Raw genomic sequence first — 25,012 nt, forward strand, 5'->3', positions numbered from 1 at the left:
CAGTCAGCTTGCATCCAGCTTGTATGATGTCGGGTTATCCCCCTGACCCCGCCGGTGCCCGTTGTGAACAGTTCTCCCCGCCGTCCCCATGTCAGCCAGGTCCAGAAGGGACTTACGCCGCATGCCCGCATCCGCAACGTGATCGCGGTCGGTTCGGGCAAGGGCGGCGTCGGCAAGTCCACCACCTCGGTGAACCTGGCCGTGGCGCTGCAGCAGCTCGGTGCGCGCGTGGGCGTGCTCGATGCGGACATCTACGGGCCGAGCGTGCCGGCCATGCTGGGCCTGTCCGGTCGCCCGGAAAGCCCGGACAACAAGAGCATCGAGCCGTTGCGTGCCTTTGGCGTGGACACCATGTCGATCGGCTACCTGATCGAAGAGGACACGCCGATGATCTGGCGGGGCCCGATGGCCACCTCGGCGATGACCCAGCTGTTCAACGACACCCTGTGGGACGACCTGGATTTCCTGCTGATCGACCTGCCGCCGGGCACCGGTGACATCCAGCTGACCCTGACCCAGAAGATTCCGCTGGCCGGTGCGGTGATCGTCACCACGCCGCAGGACATCGCCACGCTGGACGCGAAGAAAGCGCTGAAGATGTTCGAGAAGGTCGAGGTGCCGGTGCTGGGCATCGTCGAGAACATGGCGGTGCACACCTGCAGCAGTTGCGGGCACATCGAGCACCTGTTCGGCGAGGGCGGCGGCGAGCGCATGGCCGCCCAGTACGGCGTGCCGCTGCTGGGCTCTCTGCCCCTGCAGATCGGCATCCGTGAACAGGGCGATGCAGGCACCCCGATCACCGTCGCCCAGCCGGATTCGGCGCCGGCCCAGGCCTACCGCCATGCCGCACAGCGCCTGATCGAGGAAGTGGGCAGGCGCCCGCGGGCTTCGATCCCGATCCTGTCGTCGCTGCTGTAAGGGCCGGGGCAGGGGCCGCCGGCCGAGGCCGGGCCCCTGCTAGAATCCTCGCGCCCCCTCGTACCCCCAGGACAAAGCATGAGCATCAAGAGTGACCGTTGGATCCGCCGCATGTCCGAGCAGCACGGCATGATCGAGCCGTTCGAGGCCGGGCAGGTGAAGCAGGCCAACGGCCAGCGCATCGTCAGCTATGGCACGTCCAGCTATGGCTATGACGTGCGCTGCTCGCGCGAGTTCAAGGTGTTCACCAACATCAACTCGACGATCGTCGATCCCAAGCACTTCGACTCGGGCAGCTTCGTCGACATCACCGCCGACGAATGCATCATCCCGCCGAACAGCTTCGCGCTGGCGCGTACCGTCGAGTACTTCCGCATCCCGCGCGATACCCTGGTGGTGTGCCTGGGCAAGAGCACCTACGCGCGCTGCGGCATCATCGTCAACGTGACGCCGCTGGAGCCGGAATGGGAAGGCCACGTCACCCTGGAATTCAGCAACACCACGCCGCTGCCGGCGCGCATCTACGCCAACGAAGGCGTGGCACAGATGCTGTTCTTCCAGGCGGCCGCCGATGACGTCTGCGAGACGTCCTACCGCGACCGTGGCGGCAAGTACCAGGGCCAGACCGGCGTGACCCTGCCGCGGACCTGACGATTGCAGGCGATTTGTAGAGCCGAGCCATGCTCGGCTGCCCTGCATTGAAGCCGAGCATGGCTCGGCTCTACATGAGGGAAGGCGGCGCAATGCGCCGCCTTCCTTATTTGCCGCGACCGAACAGCATCGCGATGCCGACACCGACCAGGGCCACCGGCCACCAGGTCAACAGCAGCTTGGACAGGTTCAGGTGCGTCCAGCCGAGATTGCTGGCGAGCATGAACAGGCCGATCAGGATCAGCAGGACGGCGGCAACGAGGTTGAATCGCATCGGGTCGGCGAAGGCTCAGGACTGGGCCGGATATCCTAGCCGTTCCTTCCAGTAGGCGACATGCTGGTCCAGCGCCGCCGGCTCGTAGCGGTGCGCCGGGCCACTGCCCCAGACCGGGCCCGGCCAGGCCGGATCACCGTCATGGCGGCCGATGACATGGAAGTGCAGCTGGCGCACGATGTTGCCCAGCGCCCCGATGTTGATCTTCTCCACCCCGTCGGCACCCTTCAGGGCCTTGCAGGCGCGGTTGAGCTCGGTGCGCAGCTTGTCCTGCTGCTCGCCGTCCAGCTCGATCCACTCGGTCACCCCGGCCAGGCGCGGTACCAGCACCAGCCAGGGGAATCGTTCGTCGTTCATCAGCCGCACTTGCGACAACGGTCCTTCCGCCACCAGCACGCTATCGGTGGCCAGGCGTGAATCGAGTTCGAATTCGCTCATCCAAGATGCTCCGAGAAGAAGTCCAGGGTGCGTTGCAGCGCCAGGGCGGCGCTGTCTGGATCATACGCATGTCCGACCTCCCGGTTGAAGGCGTGATCGGCCGGATAGACGTAGGTGGCCATCTGCGGCAGCTTCTCGCGGTGGGCCTGGACCGCTTCCGGCGGGATGCTGCGGTCCTGGGCGCCGAAGTGGAAGATCACCGGGGCCTTGGGCGCCTCGTCGAGGAACTGCACGTTGCGCGCACCGTAGTAGCTGACCGACGGCAGCCCCAGGCGCAGTGCGGACAGCATCGCCACCGTGCCGCCCCAGCAGTAGCCGACGGTGCCGACCTTGCCGTAGGGCGCCAGTCGGGTGGCCGCCGCGCGCACGACCTCCAGCGCCCGTTCCATGCCCAGCGCGCCGACCCGTTCCAGGCCCTGCTTCACGCCCTCGGCGTCGTAGGGCAGCGCATCCGGGTCGGCGTCGGGGCCGTCGACCAGGTCGAAGAACGAGGGCGCCAGCACCGCATAGCCTTCGGCTGCGAAGCGCTCGGCCACGCTGCGGATGTGCGGATTGGCGCCGAAGATTTCCTGCACCACCACCAGGCCGCCGCGCGCGGTGCCGTCCGGCAGGGCCTGCCAGGCCCGTACCGGGCCGTGATGCGTATCCAGGGTGATCCACTCGGCCATCGTCATCTTCCTCGTTGCTGGGAACAGAGCTGCATTGTCGGCGCTGCGCCGGTTAGCGCGGCGTCAGCGGCTGTGCCGGATCGGGCGGCTGCGGGTTTGCGGCAGTGCGTTCCCAAGGCGGTGCAGAGGGCTGTTTCTGCATTGACCGGTGCACACCCGCAGCCTAAGCTTTCAGCCACGATGACATACAAGCCTCCGGCGCGAGCCGGGGGCTTTTTTGTTGTCCGCGTGTTGCGGGTCGCAACGCGCAACCGGTGGCTGTGACGGGCCAGCCACGATGACCCACTGCAGGCAGCCCCGAGCCTGATCACCCCGAACCCCAGCCGCCGCAAGGCGGCTTTTTCATTTCCAGGAGATTCAACACCATGTCCATCAATCAAGCCATTTCCGCCCAGGACTCCGCGCTGTACGTGAAGGCCGGTACCGCCCCGACCGCGCCGAACAATCCGGCCGGCTATACCGAAATCGACGGCCTGACCGCCTTCCCGTTCGGCCGCGGCCAGGCCAACACCCTTGATGCCACCAACCTGCGTTCGAAGCAGATGGAGAACATCGCGGGTCTGTCCGGCGGCCAGGCCGTGCAGGTGTCCGGCCACCGCTGGCCGGTCGGCAGCTCGGCAGGCCAGGAGATCCTGCGCGACGCCGATCCGGATGCCGACCTGCACTTCCTGATGGTGCTGCCCACCGGCGATGCCGCTACCTTCGTCGCCAAGGTCGCCGCCTTCAACGTGGCCCCGGGCACCAACCAGGTGCTGACGTTCACTGCGGACCTGCTGCCGCGTGAGTTCGCGCTGGTAACCGTGGCCGCTGGCGGCACCCCGTGATGCTGCTGGGCAAGCAGCAGATCCTGGACGCGCAGGATCGCCGGCACGAGGACGTCGCCGTACCCGAATGGGGCGGCAGCGTGCGCGTGGCGATGATGTCGGCGCGTGACCGTGATCGCTGGGAGCAGGAGACCTATGGCGGTGACACGCCCAAGGTGGATGACTTCCGCGCGCGATTCGTCGGCCTGTGCCTGGTCGATGAAATGGGCGAGCGCCTGTTCTCCGACCACGAGGTGGCCCAGCTGGGCACGAAATCGGCCGCGGCGCTGGATCGCGTGTTCCGTGTCGCGCAGACGCTCAATGCGCTCGGCGATGCGGCCGTGGGAGAGCTGGAAAAAAACTGATCCGCCGGCCTGAGCGCCGGCTTCAGTTCCGGATCGCGTGGAGGCTGGGCCTCCCGCATCCGGACCACCTGCTGGCGGGAGTGACCTCCCGCCAGCTCTCGGAGATGTATGCGTTCGCACGCCTGGAGCCGTTGGACCAGCCCCTGCAGGGGATGCTCGCCCAGCTGACCAGTGTGCTGGCGCAGGTGCACGGCAATACGACCACTGCCGACGACTTCCTGCTGGTGCGACCGCGTGCGTCGCCGGAGAGGGCGGCAAAGGAGCGCTCGCAGCAGCTGCTGGAACTGTTCGGCAGCGCATCGCGGCGCAACGCTGCGGCGTGATTCCGGGCGGGGCAGGGCATTGCTTCTCCGATGCGTGGCATGCAATCGAACCTGGGGCCCTGCGGGGCCCCTCATCATTCTTGGAGGAACGCGTATGGCGTCCACTAACCAGAATCTAGACGTAGTACTGCGGGTCAACACGACGGGCTTCCGTACCGCAATGGCGGAGGCCAGCCGCCTGGCAACGCAGAATCTCAAGACACTGCGCGCGGAGGCCGAGCGGACGGCCGCCGCGCTGGCGCGCGTGCATGCGGCACCGGAGGGCGCAACGGGCAAGGCCGCGACAAAGGCAAAGGCCAACGTCGGCGGCGATGTGCTCGGCAGCGGCTTGAAGGAGCTTGGTAGCGGCCTGCTGACGGCCGCCGGTGGCCCATGGGGCATCGCCATCGCGTCGGTGCAGAAGCTGGGCGAAGCGTACCTGGACATGGTCAAGGCGTCCGAACGTGCGCGCAGCGAGTACAAGGAGCAGATGCAGTCGCTGCAGCAGATGTCGTTCTCGATGGACCAGGCCGGCCTGGGCATGGGCGCGGGCACGCTGCCCCTGGAGCAGGCGGTCGCCACGCTGCATGAGCAGGCCAGGGCGCTGCGCGAGCTGGAGGCACGCGAGAAGGCGCTGCAGGGCTCGGTCGTCCATTGGGAAGGCCGAGTGAGTCATGGCCAGCGATCGGGACGGGAAGGGGCGGGCCTGAGTGCAGCCTCGGACTACGCCGAGCTGGAGAAGGCCAGGGCGAACCTGGAAGCGTTCCAGGCGGAGGTCGCGCCGGTCCAGGAGAAGTTCCGTGGCCTGAAAGAAACGATCAGGGGCGCCCTCGACGAGAAGCTGTTCAATGCGATTGCCGCGGCCATCCAGAACGTGGACAACCAGACGCTTGACCAGCTCATCGCGTCTCTGGGTGCGACGCAATGGAACGCATTGAAGGCGACCGATGCCTTCAACGGCATGCTGGGCGCCATGCGCGGAGAGGCGTGGCGGGACGAGGTCGAGTGGATCCGGCTGACCCGTGGCGAGTACGCGGCCTGGATGGCTGAACGCGGCGCGGAGATCAACGCAAGGGGCGGCCCGGACAAGATGGACCCGGCCCAGCGCGCAGAGTTCAACAGGGATGCCGCGCGCAAGAAGGCCGACATCGAACGCAAGGCCCAGTTCCGCGAACAGCAGCAGGCCGCCCAGCAGTCGGTCAGGGGCGTGCACGAGCAGGCTGATGCGTACGCCGGGCTGATGGATCGCATCGAGAAGCAGATCGCCCAGGACCGGGTGCGGCAGAAGCTGAAGGAGGGGATGACAGAGGCGGAAAAGCTGCAGGTCACCCTCCTTGACGAGATGGAGCATGCCGAGAAGAAGCTCAGCGAGCAGAAGCAACTGCGGGTGAAGGCCTCGCTGGACGCCGCGGTGGCCCTGGCCAAGGAAGCGGCAGCCGCTGAAGCGTCGAAGAAGGCCCAGCAGGATCTGCTGAAGCTGCAGCGGGAGCTCCAGCAGGCGGCGCATGCACAGCAGCGCGGCAACGACCAGGCGCTGTTCGGCATCGGCCATGGCGCAGCGAGCGTGGATCGCATGCAACGCCGTTCCGCTCTGGATGAGGATCGGGACAATCGAAAGCGCGCGCTGGACGACGAGTCGCGTGGTGAGGATGGCAAGGTCATCGAGTCGGAGCGCTACAGAGCCCGGCTGGCCGAGCTCGATGCATTCCATGAACAGTCACTGCAACGCGAGGCAGAGTTCCAGGAGAACAAGAAGGCATACCAGTCCGATTGGAAGAACGGCGCAATGCGGGCGTTCGAGGACTATGCCGATGCCGCGGCCAATGCCGCCGAGTTGAGCCACGGCGTCTTCAGTAATGCATTGGGCGGGTTGGAAGACAGTCTGGTCAAGTTTGCCCAGACCGGAAAGCTGTCCTTCTCCGACCTCGCCGACTCGATCATCGCCGATCTGGCGCGCGTGGCAGCCAAACAGATGGTCAGTGGGCTGATCAGTTCGATCGGGCAGATGTTCGGGCCGAAGATCACCGGCTTTTCCATCGGCGGGTACACGGGCCCAGGGGGCAAGTACGAGCCGGCCGGCATCGTCCACAAGGGCGAGGGCGTGCTCAGCCAGGAAGACATGGCTGCGCTCGGCGGCCCATCGGCATTCTTCGCCCTGCGCACTTCGCTGCGAACCGGCAATGGCCTGTCCGGTGGTGATAGCGGGGGTTATGTGCAGGTACCGATCGCCCGTGCCGGCGAGGGTGGGATGAATGTGGAAATCAACAACTACGGCGAAAGCCGGGTCAACACCCGGGAAGAGCGGCAGCGCATGCCCGATGGCAGCGAAGTACGGCGGCTGGTGATCGACATCGTGGGCGACAGCCTCAACGGTGGTGAGCTGGGCGCCATTGGACGGGCCCGATACGGATGGACGGAGGCAGTGGGATGAGCAGTTGGCCAGAATATGCAGAAATCCGCTTTGCGGATTACGGCGAGGAGATCGTCGCTTCGGAAGAGCGGACCGAGATGGAGCGCGGCCCCAGCAAGATGCGCGCGCTCAACAGCCGGGTGATGAAGAACGTGTACGCCTCGGTGCAGTTCCGCACCGCGGCTGACGCCGAGGCATTCGAAGCGTGGTACCTGCACGATGTCGGTCGCGTCGGCTGGTTCACGATGGAGCACCCGCGGACCGGGCAGCCGATCAGCGCCCGCTTCCCGCAGGGCATCGGCCGCCTGGTGCCACTGAACACCCGGTTCCGCTTCTCCAAGCGCGATCTTGTACTGGAGTACATGCGATGAGTTCCTTCCATGAGCGCCGCCAGCGCCTGGCCGACACCCAGGGACCGCTGATGCTGTTGGAAGTGTCGGCGCCGTCGATGCCGGAGGTGTTGCGGATCGTCAACGACAACGTCAACTGGACCAGCAACGGCAAGGAGTTCATTGCCGCACCGTTCGGCTTCCAGCTTCCCGACGATGTCAGTGGACAGGCACCGCGCGCGCAGCTGGTGATCGACAACATCGGCCGCGCACTCACCGAGGACCTGGAAGGGCTTGCCCCCGGAGAGATGGTGACCGCACGGTTGATGCTGACCGATCGCGCCGATCCGGATGCCATCGAGGCCGAGTACGACCTGCCGATGACCCAGGTGTCGGTCAACACGCGCACGGTCAGTGCCCAGTGTGGTGTCGACTTCCTGATGCGCCAGCAGGCCGTGCTGCTGCATGCCAATCCGTTCACGCTGCCGGGAATCTTCTGATGCGCCTGGTCGACGTCGAGCGATGGGTGGGCATCCCCTATGACGAAGCAGCGTGCGACTGCGCCGACCTGGTGATGCAGGTGCAGCGGGCGCTGTTCGCCCGTGAAGTGGCACTGCCCGGACGCCGGCCGCGCGGGCGGCGCGGCTCGGCCGAGCTGGGCGCATTGTCGCGCGCGCAGGCGGTACCTCGCGAGGGCCCTCCACAGGACGGCGACCTGGTACTGATGATCGAACGCGGACAACACAACCCCGGCCACGCCGGGGTTTTCTTTTTCCTGGCTCATGAGGGCTGGGTCTTGCACAGCAACGAAACGAACGGCTGCAGCGTGCTGCACCGCGTTCGTGACCTGCCCGGATTTGGGCTGAGGATCGAGGGATACTACGCATGGAACTGACACCACAACCGGCGGTCGACGGCCGCCTCATCATCACCCCGCACCCGGTGCTGCTGGATGGCCAGCGCAACGTGCCGGTCGAACTGCGCCCGGGTGAAAGCCTGTACGCATTCCTCATGCGCCATGTAGACGGGCTCGATGGCCGCGCATGGCAGGTCTGCGTTGACGGGCTGGAGGTGCCGCGCGAGCAGTGGATGCACACGCGACCGCGCCATGGCCAGTTGATCGAAGTGCGCAGCGTGGTGGGCAAGGCGGTGATTCCGCTGGTGGCGATGATCGCGCTGACCTATTTCACCTTCGGCATCGGCACGCTGGTGGCCGGTTCCGCGTGGGGCGCAGGCGCCGTTGCGGGGCTCAGCGCCACCTACGGCACCGCGCTGGCGTCGGCGGTCTATGTTGCCGGCAGCGTGCTGATCAACAAGGTGCTGGGCCCGAAGCCTCCCCGTGCAGGTGGCGGTGGCGGTGTCGCCGACACTGCGTATTCCCTGGCAGCGCCGCGCAACCGTGTGCGCGCCTATGAACCGCTGGGCCTGCTGTTCGGTTCCACGCGCCTCGCTCCGGACCTGATCAGCCGCCCCTATACCTGGTTCGAGGGCGATGAGCAGTACGTCGGCCTGACCCTCAGCCCGGGCATCAACGTTGGCCGGGTGGAGGCCCTGCAGAACGGTGATTCAGCGCTGTCCAGCTACGAAGGCGTGCGCACCTGGTTCCGCGGCTTCCCGCAGATGCCCGACGAAGCGATTCCGCTGTACAGCAACGCGGATGTGATTGAAGGCGCGCAGCTGCTCGATACCGGCAGCGATGCCAAGCACGTGGCCAGCCCGTGGGTGGAGCGCACCAGCTCCGCTGACTCTCTGCGCCTGCAGGTGAACATCGAGTTCCGGCTGTGGGATACCACGTCCAAGGGCAAGGACAAGGACAACCGCGAGCAGATCCAGATCCAGTACCGGCCGGTCGGCTCCGATGCCTGGCAGTCGTTCGGCAATTACAGCGTCGTGGGACGCACGCAGAAGGCGCGCCGCGTCAGCTACGGCCGCGACGTGGAGCTGGGCCAGTACGACGTGCGCGTACGCGTGGCCGGGCAGAACACCGATGGCAGTGGCGCGCAGGCGAATTTCACCTGGACCACGCTGGTCAGCGTGCAGCGCGACGACGCCAGCCATGCCGGCATTCCTGCCATCGGCCTGCAGATGAAGGCGTCCGGCCAGCTCAATGGCACCCCGGATGAGATCCGCTGCGTGGCTCATGCGCGACCGATTCCGGTGTGGAAGGGTGAAGCGGCCGGCTGGGTGACCGAGGAAACCAGCAACCCGGGCGCACAGATCCTGGCCTACGCGCGTGGCATCCATGATGAGAACGGCAAGCGCATCGCCGGCCTGGGCATGGCCGACCGGCGCATCGATATCGAAAGCCTGAAAGCCTTCATGCTGCACTGCGCGGACAACGCGCTGGGCTACGACTACTGGCTGACCGAGGTGCGCAGCCACCAGGCAGTGCTCGACGCCATCGCGCTGGCCGGCTTCGGCCAGGTGACCTGGGCCAAGGGCCGGCTGGGCGTGGCCTGGGCGGCCGATGAGCAGCCCCTGTCCGGCGTGGTCAACATGGCCACGATCAAGAAGGGCCAGTTCCAGGTCGATTACACCCTGGCCAACGCTGCCGACGGCATCGAGTACAGCTACCTGGACCGCCGCACCTGGAAGGCGGCGACGCTGCGCGTGCCGGCGCCGGGCGTGGAGGTGATGCTCAATCCGGCCAAGATCACCGGTGAGGGCGTCAGCTCCGAAGCCCATGCCGCGATGCTGGCGCGTTGGCATCTGGCGCAGAGCGTCTATCAATACAAGTCGATCAGCTACAGCACCGACATCGAGCACCTGGCCTACTCGCGGTTGTCGGTGCTGGCGTTGCAGCACGACCTTACCCAGTGGGGCTTCGGTGGCCGCCTGATCGATGCCGCCGTCGACGCTGCAGGCGTTGCCACGCTGCAACTGGACGAGACGGTCCCGGCACCTTCGCTGGGCAGTGCGTTCATCGGCCTGCGTATTCCAGGCGAGCGTGTCTACCGCGTACTGCGCGTGGTTCCGGGCGCTGAGCCAAGTGACAGGCTGGTGCTGGCCGATCCGTGGCCGGCAGATGCACCGCTGCCGGGCCACAACGACGGCAATCCTGCACACGACACGATCTGGATCTACGACTTCAAGCAGACGCCGGGTACCCGCGTGCGCGTGACCGGCATCCGCCCGGAAGGTGACCTGAAGGGCGCCGCTGTGGAGGTGGTGCAGGAGGGGCCCGAGTTCTGGCACTACGTGCGGACCGGGCAGTATGTGCCGCCGTCGAATGAATCCTCGCTGCAGACCCGGCCGGTGGCCAGCAATCTGAAGGTGGTCGAGCGCCAGGTCAGCCGGGGTGGCAGCGTGCATACCGAACTGCAGGCCAGCTTCGATATCAGTGGACCCACCGGCGAAACGCGGGTCCTGTCCGATCCAGACGGCAATGCCGCGCTGGAGGAAGTGGCACGCACCAGCACGCGATCAGCGAGCTGGGCGATTCCCGGAGCGGGTACCTATCCGGTGGTCGTTCGTCCGTACAGCCCCGATGGCCGTGCCGGCGTTGCCGTGTCCACCCAGTACACCACGCTGGGTGCCGATGCGCCGCCGGTCCTGGTCGATCTGTTCGACATCGAAGAGCTCAGCGGTGGCGTGCGCCGGTATGTGTGGGGCTTCTCCGGCGACACCGTGCAGTCGGCTGATTTCGCCGGCGTGGAAATCCGCTATACCGCCGGCAGTATCGACAACCCGCTGTGGGAGCACATGACCCCGCTGGGCGATGCCGGTGGCTTCTTCACCTCCGCAATCGAAGCCGTATTGCCAGAGGCGGGCAGCTGGACGTTTGCGTGCCGCAGTCGCAACACCGCTGGCGTGCTGTCCGTCGGTGCCCGCTACCTGCGACGCTCGCTGGGGCGCAATACCGGGCAGACGCTGGAGGGAATCGGCGGTGTGGTCGAATCGGTCAAGCAGGACCTGGGCAAGGAAATCAACGCCCGCATCGACAGCGACCTGGCCGCCGCCACCCGTGCAGCCGAGGCGCTGCGTAGCGAATCGCTGCGCCTGCAGGACCAGATCACCGCCAGCGCCCAACGACTTGCCGGCCAGGCCGAACGGCTGGACCAGCAGGCGCAGGCGCTCAAGGCGAACACCGATGGCCTGGCGCGCGAAGTGCTGGACCGTGCTGCCGGCGATCTGAATACCCGCACCGAGCTGACCACGGCGGTGACCCGCGAAACCAGCGAGCGCCGGTCGGATGTGGAGAACCTGACCCGCATGGTGAGCCAGCTGTCGGCAGGCAGTGGCGTGCAGTTCGACAGCAAGCGCATCTGGTACTTCGACAGCAGCGTGGAAGGTTGGGGCGCGAATGGCGGCAGTCCAACGCTGGTGGAGGGCTGGCTGCGCCCGGCCAACCATGCCAGCGACGCCTTCGTGACGAGCCCGCGCGGCCAGGATGTCCAGGGCGCGGCGCACCGCTTCGTCAAGCTGCGCATCCGCAAGGTGGGCAGTCCTGCCTGGGACGGGCGCCTGCTGTGGAATGGTCCCGGCCAGTCGTGGGACAACGCACGCATGGTGCAGTTCGCGGAGCCAAGCTATGACAGCAACGGCATCGCGACGCTGGACGTGGACAACATTCCATGGAACGGGACCATCGTCGACCAGATCCGCCTGGATCTGTCCAAGGCGCAGACCGATGCCGACTACTTCCTGCTGGACTGGGTGGCGATCGGTCGCCCGACGCCGGGTGCGTCGGTGGCCATGCTGCAGGACGAAGCCACTGCACGCGTCGCAGCAGACAGCAGCGAAGCGGGCCGGCGCGAGTCGCTGGCCGTGCAGTTGCGCGGCAGCTACGAGGGCGGTGACCTGGCAGGGGTCAGCCAGGGCCTGATCGCGGCCGAGAAGACCGCACGGCTGAGTGGCGACCAGGTCAACGCGCAGTCGATCCAGGCACTCCAGGCACGGATGCCGGCAGGCACCGGCGCGCTGGCCACCAGTGCCAGTGTCAGCAGCCTGCAGCAGGCGATGGTGACCGCTGACACCGCGCTGGGGCGGCGCGTGGACAGCCTCGATGCCACGATGGGGGACAAGATCGGATCCAGCGCCTTCAATGCGTTGAAGACCGAAGTCGGGCAGCTCGATGGCCGGGTTACCAGCAGCAGCCAGGACCTGGTGCAGCTGAAGAGTCGCATGGAAGCGGTGATGGGCGCGGGCAGCAACCTCGCGCTCAATGGCGACTTCAACCTGGGCGCTGGCACCGGCTGGACGTTCTTCAACACCACCGCAGCATCGGTGGTGCGCGAGGGCCGCGGCAACAGCCTGTGCTGGAAGGCGGAGCCCTATGCGGGCGGAAGCAATACGGTGGTCAGCGCCGCGGTCAATGAGGGGCGCGTCATCACCCTGACCGCCGGCCGTCGCTATCGGGTGTCGTGCTGGACGCGGACCAGCGAGGACTTCGACGGCACCGCCGACAATACCAAGCTGCGCGTCGCCGACCACAACGGCAACCTGATGGGCGGCGCCACGCAGTCGTTCCCGAAATCGGCGGACTGGGTCAAGACCGAGACCTTCGTGACGTTGCCGCCTACCGGCACGGTGCAGGGCATCAAGGTCACGATCAATCGCAATGGCACGGCCGGCACGTTGTGGCTGGACGATCTGTGGGTGGAGGATGTGACCGATGTCGACGCGAACGCTGCGGCGGTCAGTGGCCTGTCGACCAGGGTGGAACAGATCGATGGCAAGCTGAGCAGTGCCGCCGAGGACGTCACCCGGCTGGCCTCGGGCATCGGCAACATGGTGGCCTACAACATCATCGCCAACGCACATATCCTCGCCTGGCCCACCGGTGGCCCCCGAGCATCGGGTGTGTACCGTGCCAATGGCAGCATCGTGCCGGGCATGGGCGCCAACCGGGGGCTGCGGGTGGGCATCATCAATGCGGACAACAGCATCACCGATACGGCGGTGTTCGATACCCATGGCAATCTGCAGAGCGAGTCGGCCCGCTTCAACACCTGGTACGACCAGACGCTGAAGGACAACCAGTACTTCATTGCCTATACGTCCGATGCAGTGGGGGCGATCAGTAGTGCCAGCAACAGCGACACCAGTGGCCTGCGCACCCGCCTGCTGGACGCGGGCCTGTCACAGGAAAACCTGGCGGCCCTGTCGGGGTCGCGGATGCTGGTGATGATCGGGCGGCGCAGGAGTGGTGCCGGCGGTGGCAGGCAGATCCTGTCGCCCTTGCCGGAGACCGGCCGTACTGGCATGTGGGTGGAAATGACCGTCACCGTGCTCAATGGCGTGCCGACCGGATCGCAGGATTCGTCGATGCTCGATCGTACGGCGCGGAGCAATGCGGACGCCTTGACCGGGCTGCGCACCGACGTCAGCAAGCTCGGTACCGACCTGGTGTCCGCCGCAGACAGCCTGACCAGCCTGGCCGCGCGGGTCGACACCTCGGTGACCAGCAGCGACAACGTGCTGCGCAACAGTAACTTTGCTGGCAGTGCCGCCTGGTGGACGCTGACCCGTACCGTGTCGGCCAACACCGTGGAGTGGGTGAAGGCATCGGGCCAGAGTGGTGATGCGTTGCTGATGACGCATGGGCCGCAGGCCGGGCAGAATCCGGCCATCACGGCCAATGACGCGCGGTGGCTGCCCGTTGTTGCCGGCAGGTCGCGGCGGTACCGCCTGGTGATGGTCGCCCGCGCCTTCGACGATGCGACGGCGACCCTGGTCTGCCGGCTGCGCGTGCGGACCAGCGGGGTGAGTGAAAGCCATGCCGACGTGACGCTGAACCTGTCCGATGCGTCCTGGAAAACCTACACGGCCGAATGGTCTGCCGCGCAGGATCGCAACGAGATCATGCCGCAGGTGCATCTGACCAACGCCGGCGGCAAGGTGCTGTTCGACCGGATCGAGTTCTACGACATCACCGATGCGCAGGACATCGCCGGCAACGCGACGGCCATCGCCAACCTGCGCAGCGACGTGGTGCAGCTGGGCGATCGTGTCACCAGCAGTGCGTCCAGTGTGCTCAAGCTGCAGTCGGACGTGCAGTCGGTCCTCAATGGCAGCGACAGCCTGTTCCCGCTGGGTGCGTTCGAAACGTTCCAGGATGGCCAACTGCTGGGCAGTGCGGCGGGCACGATCTACACCGCCCGCGCCGATGCTCGCCGGACCGGTGAGCGCGGTCTGGATGTGAACGTTGCGGCCAACACCAGTCCGAACACCAATGCGGACCTGTACCTCGGGCAGTGGACCCCCATCACCGGCAATCGCCGCATCTATGTGGAGTACTACGCCCGCCTGCATCCGGACAGTATCCAGCCGACCGGTGGTTCCATCCGGGTGGGCTGGCAGACCACCAACGAAGCCAACGCGGAGAATTCCTGGCCCTTGCAGGCTTACGCACTGGCCTCGCTGCGCAAGGATGGCTGGACCAAGGTCAGCGGTTACCTGAACACCGCCGCGTCTGCGGCGAAGTGGCGGATGCTGGTCAGCATTCCGGGAGGAAGTGGTGCGCGCGAAGTGGGCGTGCGCGTGCAGGTGGACGACATCCGCATGATCGATGTCACCGACGCCTACGCCGCGCAGCAGAGCGCCGCTGCCACGGCCACCGCGGTGACCGCGCTGACCACCAAAGTCGATCAGCAGGGCACGAAGGTCGACGCGCAGGCGCAGCAGCTCACCGACCTGTCCAGCGGGCTGAAGGGCGTGCTCAACACCGGAAGCGGCCTGCTGCCCAATCCCGACTTCGCCGAAGGGCTGGGGGGGTGGACGGCATCGGCGGCGGCCAATGGGGCGGTGTGGAGTACGGTCAACGGCGACGGACGCCCAGGTGTGCTGCTCAACCGCTACACGAACGTGAATCCGACCCTGCAGGCCAACGGTGGCAAATGGGTGCCGATCAACGGCGCGCGCCGCCTGCGGGTGATCGTCCGCGCCTGCGGTGCTGGCGGCGCCAACAATCTGCTGGTGCGGATGTATCGCAAGAATGCGGCAGGCCAGCAGTCCTACCAGGATCTGCGTGCCGTGTTCGCGGTGGAGGCGTTCGAGACCCGATCGTTCGACTTCGATGCCTTCAACAGCGGCATCGATGCCTGGCGCTTGAACCTCTATGTTCATCCCGACAACGGTCAGGTGCGGGTGGACAGCGTCCAGGTCTATGACATCACCGACCAGGTGGCCAACGATGCCAATGCCTCGGCCATCACGGGGCTGAGCACCTCGGTAAGCCAGCAGGGCACCAAGCTGGACACCACCGCGCGTGACCTGACCCAGCTCAAGACCCAGGTGGGCGATGTATCGGCCAGCGGCTTCTCGCAGCTGAACAGCCAGGTCAGCCAGCAGGGTACGCAACTGACTGCGCTGTCCGGGCGGATCGATGGCGTGCAGGCCTCACTGGGTGGCAAGGCGGATGCAGCCGTGGTCACCAGCATGCAGGCGCAGGTCAAGAATCTGGGCGCCGGTGGCAACCTGCTGATGAACACCACGTTCCCCTTCTGGCAGCGCTCGGGGTGGGGCTGGGGCAGTAATCCGAACGGGCGGTGGACCGAACTGGGCAACCCCACCGGCGATGACAGCTGGCATCCGCAGGGGATCTTCGGGCTGGGCGCGGTGACGCCCGGCGTCGTCGCAGCAGGCGAAATGGCATGGTGGGGAACCGAGTACGACATCGCCATCGAAGGCGGCAAGACCTATTGCGCGTCCGCCTGGATCAATACCCATCGCGTGGAAGCCAAGCTGGAGATGACGTTCTTCGATGCGGCCGGCAATCACCTGGGGCTGGTGCACAGCCCTGGCGTGAGGAGCGATACCGGAACCCCGATCACGCTCGACCGCTTGACGCGCACGTTCCTGATCACCAAGGCGCCCGCCACGGCGACCTTCGCTCGCTTTCGCGTGATCGTGATCGGCACCGGTGGAAACACGCCCTATTTCTGGATGTTCCGCCCGATGCTCAGCCAGGTGGACGCGGCAGCAACCGCCCCGCCCACCTGGTCGGCCGGAGGCACCGAGTCTTCCGCGCAGTGGTCGGTCAACGTCCGTGCAGATGGCCGGGTAGGGGGCGTGCAACTGGCGTCCAGCGGCCAGGTCTCGCGTTTCGATGTGGTGGCCGACGCGTTCAGTGTCAGTGCCCCCGGTGGCGGGCGTCGTACCGAGTACAGCGATGGCAACTGGCGGGTCTATGACGAAGCCGGACGCCTGCGCGTGCGCATGGGCGTGTGGTGACCCGTGCACCTGCCCGTCGCGGTGGGTGCCCTGCATGAAAACCGTTCGGGCCGCCGGTGGATGCGGCCCTTTTTTTGGAGATCCAACATGAAGTTCAACGCACGTCTTGTCCTGCTGACCCGCGCAGTGGAGCAGTCGGGGGTGGTCAATCTGCATTTCCGGCCGGAGGGCGAGAACCTTCTTCCGCAGATGGTGATCCCGGTATCGCCGCTGGATGCGCATGCCTTGAAGTTCGGGGCACTGTACCGGTTCGAGGCGATCGAGGTGGAAGAAGCGCTGCCCATTGAAACAGCCGCTGGCTGAGACCGGGCGGTTGCAGTGGTGCTGGATATGACCGGGTACTGACCCTTCACGGGCCAGGCGCCGCAGGCGGCAGCGGCGATTCAGGGCGCTGGCCCGAAGCCCGGTATACTGGCGCCCTTTCAGGCCCCGGCCCCCAGGAACCCCTGCCATGCCGGCAGGGGCCCAGGCCCCCAGAGTCCCGCGATTCCATGTCCCAGCTGAACCCCAAAGTCGGCTTCGTCAGCCTTGGCTGCCCGAAGGCCCTCGTCGATTCCGAGCGCATCCTCACCCAGCTCCGCTCGGAAGGCTACGACATCGTCCCGTCCTACGATTCGGCCGACGTGGTGGTGGTCAACACCTGTGGCTTCATCGATTCGGCGGTGACCGAGTCGCTGGATGCCATTGGCGAGGCGATGAACCAGAACGGCAAGGTCATCGTCACCGGCTGCCTGGGCAAGCGCCCTGAGCAGATCCGCGAGGCGTACCCCAACGTGCTGGCGGTGTCCGGCCCGCAGGATTACCAGAGCGTGATGGAAGCGGTGCATGAAGCACTGCCGCCCAAGCACGATCCGTTCGTGGACCTGGTGCCCGACTACGGCATCAAGCTGACCCCGCGCCATTACGCCTACCTGAAGATTTCCGAAGGCTGCAACCACAAGTGCAGCTTCTGCATCATTCCGTCGATGCGCGGCAAGCTGGTCTCGCGCCCGGTGGATGAGGTGCTGCGCGAAGCCGAGCGCCTGGTGCGTGGTGGCGTGCGTGAGCTGCTGGTGGTTTCGCAGGACACCTCTGCCTACGGCGTGGACGTGAAGTACGCCGAGAAGATGTGGCGCGACAAGGCCTACCAGACCCGCCTGAAGGCGCTGTGCGAAGGCCTGTCCGAGCTGGATGCGTGGGTGCGCATGCACTACGTCTACCCGTATCCGCACGTGGACGAAGTGGTGCCGCTGATGGCCGAGAACCGCATCCTGCCGTACCTGGACATCCCGTTCCAGCATGCGAGTCCGCGCATCCTGCGCCTGATGAAGCGCCCCGGTGCGGTCGAGAAGACCCTGGAGCGCGTGCAGAACTGGCGCCGTATCGCGCCGGACATCACCGTGCGTTCGACCTTCATCGTCGGCTTCCCGGGCGAGACCGAGTCCGAGTTCGAAGAACTGCTGTCGTTCCTCGACGAAGCGCAGCTGGATCGCGTGGGCGCGTTCGCCTATTCGCCGGTCGAGGGGGCCACCGCCAACGATCTGCCCGATGCTGTGCCGGAGGAAGTGAAGCAGGAGCGTCTGGCCCGCTTCATGGAGAAGCAGGCGCAGATCTCCGCCGCACGCCTGGAGGCCAAGATCGGCACCGTGCAGCAGTGCCTGGTCGACGCCATCGAAGGCGATATCGCCGTGGCCCGTTCCAGGGCCGATGCGCCGGAGATCGACGGACTGGTGCACATCCAGAACGCCGACCAGGTGCCGCTGCGCGTGGGCGAATTCGTCGACGTGGAAATCACCGAGAGCGACGAGCACGACCTGTACGGTGACGCGCTGCCCGCCGCTACCCGCCCGGCATTCGACCTCAAGATGCTGTGACCGCAGCGACGACCGCCGCCAATGACGGGGGCGGCGTCCGGCGCTTCGTACCGCCGCCACGTGCGGCGATCGATCCGCAGGTGTTCGCGCAGCCGCTGTTTGCCGGGCTGCAGGATTTCCGTGATCTGCTGGATGGCCCCCACTGGCCGTCCATCGCGGCGCTTGACGCACGCCTGTCCCTGCCGGGTTGGCAGCTGGTCGAACAGGATGCCGCGTTGCTGGCCGATGGCCTGCACTACGAGGCCCGCATCGCGCAGGGGCGCATCGCCACCCGTGCCGACAACTGGCACGACCTGTTCAACGCGCTGGTGTGGGCCTCCCACCCGCAGCTCAAGCGGGCACTCAACGTGCAGCAGTGCCGGCATATCGAAGCCATGCCACCCGGCCAGCGCAACCGCGCGCAGGCCGCCTTGACCCAGTTCGACGAAACCGGCGTGATCGTGCGTGTGGGTGATGTCACGTTGCTGCGCGCGTGGGATGGGCATGACTGGCCTGCGTTGTTCGAGCCAACGCGCTGGCAGAGCGGTGACATCGCCATTGCCGCGGTATTCGGGCACGCGTTGATGGAACAGGCACTGCTGCCGGGGCGATTGCTGGTGGGCAAGTGCGTGGTGGTGCAGGGTGATGCCGATGCTGCCTGCGTTGACGCGGTGACTGCGGCCATTGCCGAAGGCAGGGCAGTGACCGATCCGCTGCAGCTGCGGCCCCTGCCGTTGGCGGGTATTCCTGGCTGGCACGGCGTGCAGGATTCCGCCTTCTATCGCAATGCCGATTATTTCCGCCCGTTGCGTGCAGGGCGCACATACCCGCCGCCGTTGTAGAGCCGAGCCCATGCTCGGCTGTGTTTGCCCACCAGCCGAGCATGGGCTCGGCTCTACAACGGCAGCGAGGTCGGGCATGACTCGACTCTACAACGGCGCGTACTCCACCCCGATCACCGCAAAGGTGAATTGCCCGCCGGGCAGCTCCACCGAGAATTCATCATCCAGTCGCTTCTTCAGCAGCGCCCGCGCCAACGGCGAATCGATGCTGATCCAGCCCAGCCCGGCATCGGTCTCATCCGGCCCGACAATGCGATAGCGGCTGGTCTCGCCACTGTCCACATTCTCCAGTTCCACCCATGCGCCGAAGAACACCGCCAGCGGGTCGGTCGGCGTGGTGTCGACCACGCGCAGTGATTCCAGCCGCTTGGTCAGGTAGCGCACGCGACGGTCGATCTCGCCCAGCTGCTTCTTGCGATAGGTGTATTCGGCGTTCTCGGAGCGGTCACCTTCCGCGGCGGCCGCGGCCAGTGCCTTCACCACCTCCGGGCGGCGCACACGCCACAGCTCATCCAGTTCGGCCTTCAGCCGGGCATGCCCGGAGGCGGTGATCAGTGCCGTGCTTTTTTCTGCGGGGGGACGCCAACGCGACATGCAATACGACTTCTTTTCTGGATCACGAATGGGGAGTGGGGTCGGAGCCCTCTCTGGCGGGGGGGATCCGACCCTGGGGTCAGATCCCTTTCCAGCGGAAAGGGCTCTGACCCCGGCCGTGGCAGATCAACGCTTTCCGCCGAAGATGCCACCCAGGATGCCGCGCACGATCTGGTTGCCCAGCTTGGTGCCGACGGTGCGCGTGGTCTGCTTGGCCATCGTCTCGATCATGCCCTGGCGGCGCTTGGTGCCGAAGATCGCATCCTTGATCGCCTGGCCGAAACCGCCTTCCTGCGCTTCGTCCTGTTCGCGGCTGCGCGCGGCCGGCGCCTGCGCCTGTTCGACAGTCTTCTGTGCACGCTGGGCCAGCAGTTCGGCGGCCGATTCGCGGTTGATCGCGGTGTCGTAGCGACTGCCGACCGGGCTGCCGGCACGCACCTGGGCGCGTTCGGCTTCGGTGATCGGCCCCATCCGGCAGCGTGGCGGCGCGATCATCGTCTGCTGCACCGGCATCGGGATGCCCTTGTCCTGCAGCGTGGAGACCAGGGCCTCACCAGTGCCGAGCTGGCTCAGTACCTTGGCCACGTCCAGCTTCGGGTTCGGCACGAAGGTTTCGGCCGCGGTCTTCACCGCCTTCTGGTCGCGCGGGGTGAACGCGCGCAGTGCGTGCTGCACACGGTTGCCGAGCTGGCCGAGGATGTTGCCTGGCACGTCGTCGGGGAACTGCGAGCAGAAATACACGCCCACGCCCTTGGAGCGGATCAGGCGCACCACCTGCTCGATGCGCTGCACCAGCGATGGCGGCGCATCGTCGAACAGCAGGTGCGCCTCGTCGAAGATGAAGACCAGCTTCGGCTTGTCCAGGTCGCCCACTTCCGGCAGCTGCTCGAACAGCTCCGACAGCAGCCACAGCAGGAAGGTGGAGTACAGCTTGGGCTTGAGTACCAGCTGGTCGGCGGCGAGGATGCCGATCATGCCGCGGCCGTCGTGGTTGACGCGCATGATGTCGGCCAGCTCCAGCGCAGGTTCGCCGAAGAAGTGCTCGCCACCGTCCTGCGCCAGGCGCAGCACCGAACGCTGGATCGCGGCGATCGACTGCGCGCTGACCAGGCCGTACTCGGTGGAGATGTCCTTGCGCTCCTCGGCGACGAGGCCGAGCAGGGCGCGCAGGTCGTCCATGTCCAGCAGCAGCAGGCCGCGGTCGTCGGCCAGCTTGAACACGATGTCGAGCACGCCGGACTGGGTGTCGTTCAACTCGAGGATGCGCGCCAGCAGGGTCGGGCCCATTTCGCTGACGGTGGTGCGCACCGGGTGGCCCAGCTTGCCGTACAGGTCCCAGAAGAGGGTGGGGCTGGCGGCCGGCGCATAGTCGGCCACGCCGATCTCGGCGGCACGCTGGAGCAGGTTCTCGGCGCCGCTGCCGGGCACGGCCAGGCCGGAGACATCGCCCTTCACATCGGCCAGGAACACCGGCACGCCCAGTCGCGAGAAGCCCTCGGCCAGCGTCATCAGGGTCACGGTCTTGCCGGTACCGGTGGCGCCGGCCACCAGGCCGTGGCGGTTGCCGAGTTTCGGCAGCAGGGTGACGGCAATATCGTCGGTAATGCCTTTGCCGAGCAGAATCGGATCCATGGTCCAGCCCTTGTGATGAATAGCCCAATGTTAACCGCCGGCAGTGACGGTCCGAAGGTCGGCTTGCCCGGACCTTGGCGGCGCCGCTACTCTGCCTGCCTGTTTCGCACACAGTGCCATCAATGCCCGTTCCTGTCCTGATTTCCCGCGGTTGGCCGCTGCTGGCCCTGGCCGGCCTGGTTTCCCTGGCGCCCGACGCCCATGCGCAGCGGGTTTCGGCCCGGGACAAGGTGAAGGTGGATGCGCTGCAGCAGCGCATGACCGTCGCCGAAAAGCGCTACAGCGACGCCCTGCTGCTGGTCGCCAATGCCGACCCCAAGGGCAGCAACGAGGCCGACGCCGCGCTGGAGGACATGGAAGATGTCCTCAACGACTGCGTGAAGCAGAAGGGCTGCCAGATGGGCACCCTGCTGGCCAGCTACAAGCGCCTGCTCAAGCACGACGCCGATGCCGCTGCCAGCGATGACGTGGCCGACGAGGGGGGTGACCGCCTGGAAGCCGACCCGGATCACATCGGCCCGCTGACCGCGGATGTGCCCGAGGCCGCGCGCGCTGCCGCGCTGCTGAACGACAAGCGGCACGCCTTCGACAGCATGGTCGAGTACAACCCGGCGGTGCAGGCCGGCATCCGTCGCTGGCTGACCGACATGCGTCCTGCGCTGCTGACCAGCTACGAGAACTACCAGAACCTGCGCGCGGTGATGTGGCCGGAGTGGGAGAAGCGTGGCCTGCCCGAGGCGCTGCTGTTCGGCATCATGGCCAAGGAATCCAACGGCCGCGTGCACGCTTCCTCGCGTGCCGGCGCCGCCGGCCTGATGCAGTTCATGCCGGCCACTGGCCGTCGCTTCGGCCTCGGCCCGGATGGCACCGGCTTCGACACGCGCTTCGATGCGCGCAGCGCCGCCGAGGCCAGCGCCAGCTACCTCAACGAACGCCTGCGCGAACTGAACAACAACGTGGAAATGTCGGTGGCCGCCTACAACGGTGGCGAAGGCCGTGCCGCACGCGTGTTCAAGCAGAGCGCCGGCCAGAGCTTCTGGACCGACAGTGTCTACAACCAGTTCCCGGGCGAGACCAAGGACTATGTGCCGATGGTGATTGCCGCGGCCTGGATCTTCCTGCACCCGCAGCAGTATGGCGTGGAGTTCCCGAAGATCAGCGCGCAGCCGGCCACGCTGCGCCTGGCCAAGTCCACCACCATCTATGAACTGACCATCTGCCTGGGCAGCCACGGCACCCGTGATGGCTACATGCGCGCGCTGCGTAACCTCAACCCGCGCTATGAAGCCGATGGCTGGATTCCGGCCGGCACCCTGATCAACGCCACCACCCGCATCGCCGGGCTGTACCAGCGCAACTGCGTCAGTGGCCCGCGTGCCGACCTGGCCCGCACCCTGATCACCGCCGATCTGAACGCGGCGATCAAGCGCCCGACCGCGGCCAGCTACACCGGCAGCGTCGCCGTGGGCGGCGTGGTGCCGGTGGCCGACGCTGCGGCCTCCACCAGTGTGCCGACCACGCCGGTGGCGGCGGTGGCGACGCCTCGCCCGGCGCCGGCCGCGCGCCCGAAGCCGGTGCGCAGCCACAAGGTGGGCAAGGGCGAGACCCTGGGCGCCATCGCGGCGAAGTTCCAGTGCGACGTGCCGACCCTGGCCCGCGCCAACGGCCTGAAGGCCCCGGCCTACAGCCTGCGTCACGGCCAGACGCTGAAGCTGCAGGGCTGCGACAAGTAATTCCCCCGACCCCTGGAACCCGCATGGATCTCGAAGACACCCGCAACCTGTTCGCCAACCTCCGCGAAAACACCGACTGGGACATCAACGGCCCGTTGCTGTGGGGGTACTTCTTCGTGCACTCCACTGCTGAGCCGTTGCAGGCACTGGCAGAGCACCTGCAGGCGCAGGGCTACACCTTCGTGGAACTGTTCGAACAAGATCCGGAAGAGGGTGACGCGCCGTTCCACGTGCTGCATGTGGAGCGCGTGGAGATCCACGACGAAGCCTCGCTGGACCGTCGCAACCAGGAATTCGCAGCGCTGGCCGCGGAGAAGGGCGTGGAAGACTACGACGGCATGGACGTCGGCCCGGCCCCGGCCCTGCAGTAACGCGCGTACCGGTAGTGCCGGCCGCTGGCCGGCATCCCGTTGTGGAAAAGGGGACGGAGGGGATTAAGTCGTTTATGCATAAACGACTTAATCCCCTCCGTCCCCTTTTTATCAGCGCAGCTTCGCCAGGGCCTGGCCCAGCTGTACCGGGCTTTCGGCGCCCAGCTGCGGGGCGAATTCGGCCACGCCCGGCGGCAGCAGCACGATCACGGTCGAGCCGTAGTTGAAGCGTGCCATCTCGGCGAAACGCTCCAGCCTGATGCCCTGGCCGCGGTAGTCCTTGCGGGTGATGCGGTCGCCGTAGTGCGGAATCTCCTCGCCGCTCCACACGGTTTCCACGCCGGACACCAGCAGTGCACCGACCATCACGCTGACCATCGGGCCGAAGCTGGTATCGAAATGGCAGACCAGGCGTTCGTTGCGTGCGAACAGGCGCGGTACGCCGTTGACGGCCGCCGGGCCGACACTGAACAGGCGCCCTGGCACGTGCACGGTTTCACGCAGGGTGCCGGTCCAGGGCATGTGCACGCGGTGGTAGTCGCGCGGGGACAGGTACACGGTGGCGTACAGGCCGTCGTTGTACGGCTTGGCATCCTCGGCGCCGCCCAGCAGTTCGGCGGCGGTGAACGACTGGCCCTTGGCCTGGAAAATGCGGCCGGCCTCGATCCTGCCGAGCTGGCTGATGCGGCCGTCGGCCGGCATCACCAGGCTGCGCGGATCGGCATCGGCCACGCGTGCGCCCGGCTTCAGCGCACGGGTGAAGAACTGGTTGAAGGTCGCATAGCTGCGCGGGTCCGGGTTGGCCGCTTCGTCCAGGTTGACGTTGAACTTGCGGGTGACCGTGTCGATCAGCCAGCGCGACACGCGCGGATCGTCCGAGTACGCCAGCGAACGCGCCATCGAGGACAGCAGGCGGTGGGGCAGGGCATACGTCAGGGCGGTGGTGAGGCTCATGGGGCGGTTTTCTCGGTCAGCTTCTGCAGGTCGCGGGCGATCGCCGGCGCGTTGAACGGGGGGCGTACCAGGCCGGCGAGGCGGCCCTGCGGGTCGAGCACGGCCAGGCTGGCCGAATGCTCGACGGTGTAATCCTCGGGGTTCTCGTCGAAATGCTTGCCCGGCACCTTCTGGAACACGAAGCCCAACGAGGTGGCGAAGCGCTCCAGCGAGGGAACGTCAGCGGTGGCGGCCAGGGTGTCCTTGTGGAAGCCGTGCACGTACTCGCCCAGCCGGGTGGCGCTGTCGCGGTCGGGGTCGACCGAGATGAACAGCACGCGTGGGCGCAGGCTGTCGGGCAGGGCTTCCCACTGGTTCTGCGCGCCGGCCAGCGCGGCCAGCGTGGTCGGGCAGACGTCGGGGCAGAAGGTGAAGCCCAGGAACACCAGGGTCCAGTGGCCCTTCAGTTCGCCCGGGATCAGGCGGGTGCCGTCGGACTGGGCCAGGTTGAAGTCGGGCAGTTCGCGCGGCTGCGGGTACAGCGTGATCGCTTCGGTGGCCGGGGCATTGGCCGGCGGCTTCGGCGCGAACACCTGCTGGGCGGCCAGCAGGCCGAGACCCGCCGCCAGGGCGATCAGCAGGATGATGCCGGCGTTGCGATTGAACATGGGGGCTCCCGCGCGAAGTGGGCCCCATCATACCGGCTGTGGCCCGAATCGTTTCCGCCGCAACGGATGCCGCCA

Annotated in this window: 22 protein-coding genes; 15 read left to right on the top strand and 7 right to left on the bottom strand. The window is 66.7% G+C overall.

Annotated elements, in window-relative coordinates; genetic code table 11:
• Positions 1–63 precede the first annotated feature (63 nt).
• Positions 64–918, top strand: coding sequence for an iron-sulfur cluster carrier protein ApbC (gene apbC / locus AC5P53_RS05715; protein WP_014647911.1), 855 nt, complete (start codon positions 64–66; stop codon positions 916–918).
• Between the two features lie 78 nt (positions 919–996).
• Positions 997–1,569 carry a dCTP deaminase gene (dcd, locus tag AC5P53_RS05720; protein ID WP_014037995.1) on the top strand — a complete coding sequence of 191 codons (573 nt, stop codon included), beginning with the start codon at positions 997–999 and terminating at the stop codon, positions 1,567–1,569.
• A 106-nt stretch (positions 1,570–1,675) separates the two neighbouring features.
• Here the strand turns inward: dcd and AC5P53_RS05725 are convergent, their stop codons facing one another.
• From AC5P53_RS05725 to AC5P53_RS05735, 3 genes are read right to left on the bottom strand one after another with little or no spacing between them, the layout of a single operon-like run.
• Positions 1,676–1,843 (bottom strand): LiaI-LiaF-like domain-containing protein, encoded by a 168-nt coding sequence (locus AC5P53_RS05725; protein ID WP_005418011.1) that lies wholly within the window; start codon positions 1,841–1,843, stop codon positions 1,676–1,678.
• 15 nt (positions 1,844–1,858) lie between these two features.
• On the bottom strand, positions 1,859–2,281 hold the full coding sequence (locus tag AC5P53_RS05730) for an HIT domain-containing protein (RefSeq protein ID WP_014647910.1): 423 nt from the start codon (positions 2,279–2,281) through the stop codon (positions 1,859–1,861).
• Positions 2,278–2,949 carry a dienelactone hydrolase family protein gene (locus AC5P53_RS05735; RefSeq protein ID WP_032957503.1) on the bottom strand — a complete coding sequence of 224 codons (672 nt, stop codon included), beginning with the start codon at positions 2,947–2,949 and terminating at the stop codon, positions 2,278–2,280. The genes AC5P53_RS05730 and AC5P53_RS05735 overlap by 4 nt, the downstream gene beginning before the upstream one ends.
• Before the next feature lie 365 nt (positions 2,950–3,314).
• Here AC5P53_RS05735 and AC5P53_RS05740 point away from each other — a divergent pair, with 365 nt between their 5' ends.
• The 11 genes from AC5P53_RS05740 to AC5P53_RS05790 all read left to right on the top strand — a co-directional run bounded on the left by AC5P53_RS05740 (position 3,315) and on the right by AC5P53_RS05790 (position 19,006).
• Complete coding sequence (locus AC5P53_RS05740) at positions 3,315–3,773, top strand: hypothetical protein (protein ID WP_014037992.1); 459 nt, start codon at positions 3,315–3,317, stop codon at positions 3,771–3,773.
• The gene (locus tag AC5P53_RS05745) at positions 3,773–4,117 is read left to right on the top strand and encodes a hypothetical protein (RefSeq protein WP_014647908.1); all 345 of its coding nucleotides are present in this window, start codon (positions 3,773–3,775) and stop codon (positions 4,115–4,117) included. Before AC5P53_RS05740 ends, AC5P53_RS05745 begins: the two co-directional genes overlap by 1 nt.
• Positions 4,118–4,197: 80 nt before the next feature.
• Positions 4,198–4,440: a phage tail assembly protein T gene (locus AC5P53_RS05750; protein ID WP_227864145.1), complete on the top strand. Its 243-nt coding sequence runs from the start codon at positions 4,198–4,200 to the stop codon at positions 4,438–4,440.
• 94 nt (positions 4,441–4,534) lie between these two features.
• The gene (locus AC5P53_RS05755; RefSeq protein ID WP_069116152.1) at positions 4,535–6,850 is read left to right on the top strand and encodes a phage tail tape measure protein; all 2,316 of its coding nucleotides are present in this window, start codon (positions 4,535–4,537) and stop codon (positions 6,848–6,850) included.
• The gene (locus AC5P53_RS05760) at positions 6,847–7,200 is read left to right on the top strand and encodes a hypothetical protein (protein ID WP_014647906.1); all 354 of its coding nucleotides are present in this window, start codon (positions 6,847–6,849) and stop codon (positions 7,198–7,200) included. The genes AC5P53_RS05755 and AC5P53_RS05760 overlap by 4 nt, the downstream gene beginning before the upstream one ends.
• The gene (locus AC5P53_RS05765) at positions 7,197–7,658 is read left to right on the top strand and encodes a DUF1833 family protein (protein ID WP_014647905.1); all 462 of its coding nucleotides are present in this window, start codon (positions 7,197–7,199) and stop codon (positions 7,656–7,658) included. The genes AC5P53_RS05760 and AC5P53_RS05765 overlap by 4 nt, the downstream gene beginning before the upstream one ends.
• Positions 7,658–8,053: a hypothetical protein gene (locus tag AC5P53_RS05770; protein WP_014647904.1), complete on the top strand. Its 396-nt coding sequence runs from the start codon at positions 7,658–7,660 to the stop codon at positions 8,051–8,053. The genes AC5P53_RS05765 and AC5P53_RS05770 overlap by 1 nt, the downstream gene beginning before the upstream one ends.
• Positions 8,044–16,332, top strand: a complete 8,289-nt coding sequence (locus AC5P53_RS05775) for a host specificity factor TipJ family phage tail protein (RefSeq protein WP_241887546.1) — start codon at positions 8,044–8,046, stop codon at positions 16,330–16,332. The genes AC5P53_RS05770 and AC5P53_RS05775 overlap by 10 nt, the downstream gene beginning before the upstream one ends.
• Positions 16,333–16,419: 87 nt before the next feature.
• Positions 16,420–16,635 (top strand): hypothetical protein, encoded by a 216-nt coding sequence (locus AC5P53_RS05780; RefSeq protein ID WP_241887545.1) that lies wholly within the window; start codon positions 16,420–16,422, stop codon positions 16,633–16,635.
• Positions 16,636–16,823: 188 nt separating this feature from the next.
• Positions 16,824–18,185, top strand: coding sequence for a 30S ribosomal protein S12 methylthiotransferase RimO (rimO, locus tag AC5P53_RS05785; protein WP_049407526.1), 1,362 nt, complete (start codon positions 16,824–16,826; stop codon positions 18,183–18,185).
• Positions 18,182–19,006, top strand: a complete 825-nt coding sequence (locus tag AC5P53_RS05790; RefSeq protein WP_241887544.1) for a DUF3025 domain-containing protein — start codon at positions 18,182–18,184, stop codon at positions 19,004–19,006. Before rimO ends, AC5P53_RS05790 begins: the two co-directional genes overlap by 4 nt.
• A gap of 87 nt (positions 19,007–19,093) precedes the next feature.
• Here the strand turns inward: AC5P53_RS05790 and greB are convergent, their stop codons facing one another.
• Entirely contained in the window at positions 19,094–19,600 is a 507-nt protein-coding gene (gene greB / locus AC5P53_RS05795) for a transcription elongation factor GreB (RefSeq protein WP_014647900.1), read from the bottom strand.
• Positions 19,601–19,726: 126 nt separating this feature from the next.
• A complete protein-coding gene (locus tag AC5P53_RS05800; RefSeq protein ID WP_046431840.1) occupies positions 19,727–21,232 on the bottom strand; it encodes a helicase HerA-like domain-containing protein in 1,506 nt (501 codons plus the stop codon).
• Positions 21,233–21,354: 122 nt separating this feature from the next.
• Between AC5P53_RS05800 and AC5P53_RS05805 the strand changes: the two genes are divergently transcribed.
• On the top strand, positions 21,355–22,965 hold the full coding sequence (locus AC5P53_RS05805; protein WP_014647898.1) for a transglycosylase SLT domain-containing protein: 1,611 nt from the start codon (positions 21,355–21,357) through the stop codon (positions 22,963–22,965).
• Positions 22,966–22,988: 23 nt separating this feature from the next.
• Positions 22,989–23,336, top strand: coding sequence for a ribonuclease E inhibitor RraB (locus AC5P53_RS05810; protein ID WP_046431838.1), 348 nt, complete (start codon positions 22,989–22,991; stop codon positions 23,334–23,336).
• Between the two features lie 111 nt (positions 23,337–23,447).
• Here the strand turns inward: AC5P53_RS05810 and asd are convergent, their stop codons facing one another.
• Both asd and AC5P53_RS05820 read right to left on the bottom strand, forming a co-directional pair.
• Positions 23,448–24,290: an archaetidylserine decarboxylase gene (asd, locus tag AC5P53_RS05815; RefSeq protein ID WP_169411778.1), complete on the bottom strand. Its 843-nt coding sequence runs from the start codon at positions 24,288–24,290 to the stop codon at positions 23,448–23,450.
• Entirely contained in the window at positions 24,287–24,937 is a 651-nt protein-coding gene (locus AC5P53_RS05820) for an SCO family protein (RefSeq protein ID WP_014647895.1), read from the bottom strand. The genes asd and AC5P53_RS05820 overlap by 4 nt, the downstream gene beginning before the upstream one ends.
• Positions 24,938–25,012 lie beyond the last annotated feature (75 nt).

It is taken from the genome of Stenotrophomonas sp. YJH_SMC_82 (assembly GCF_059368875.1).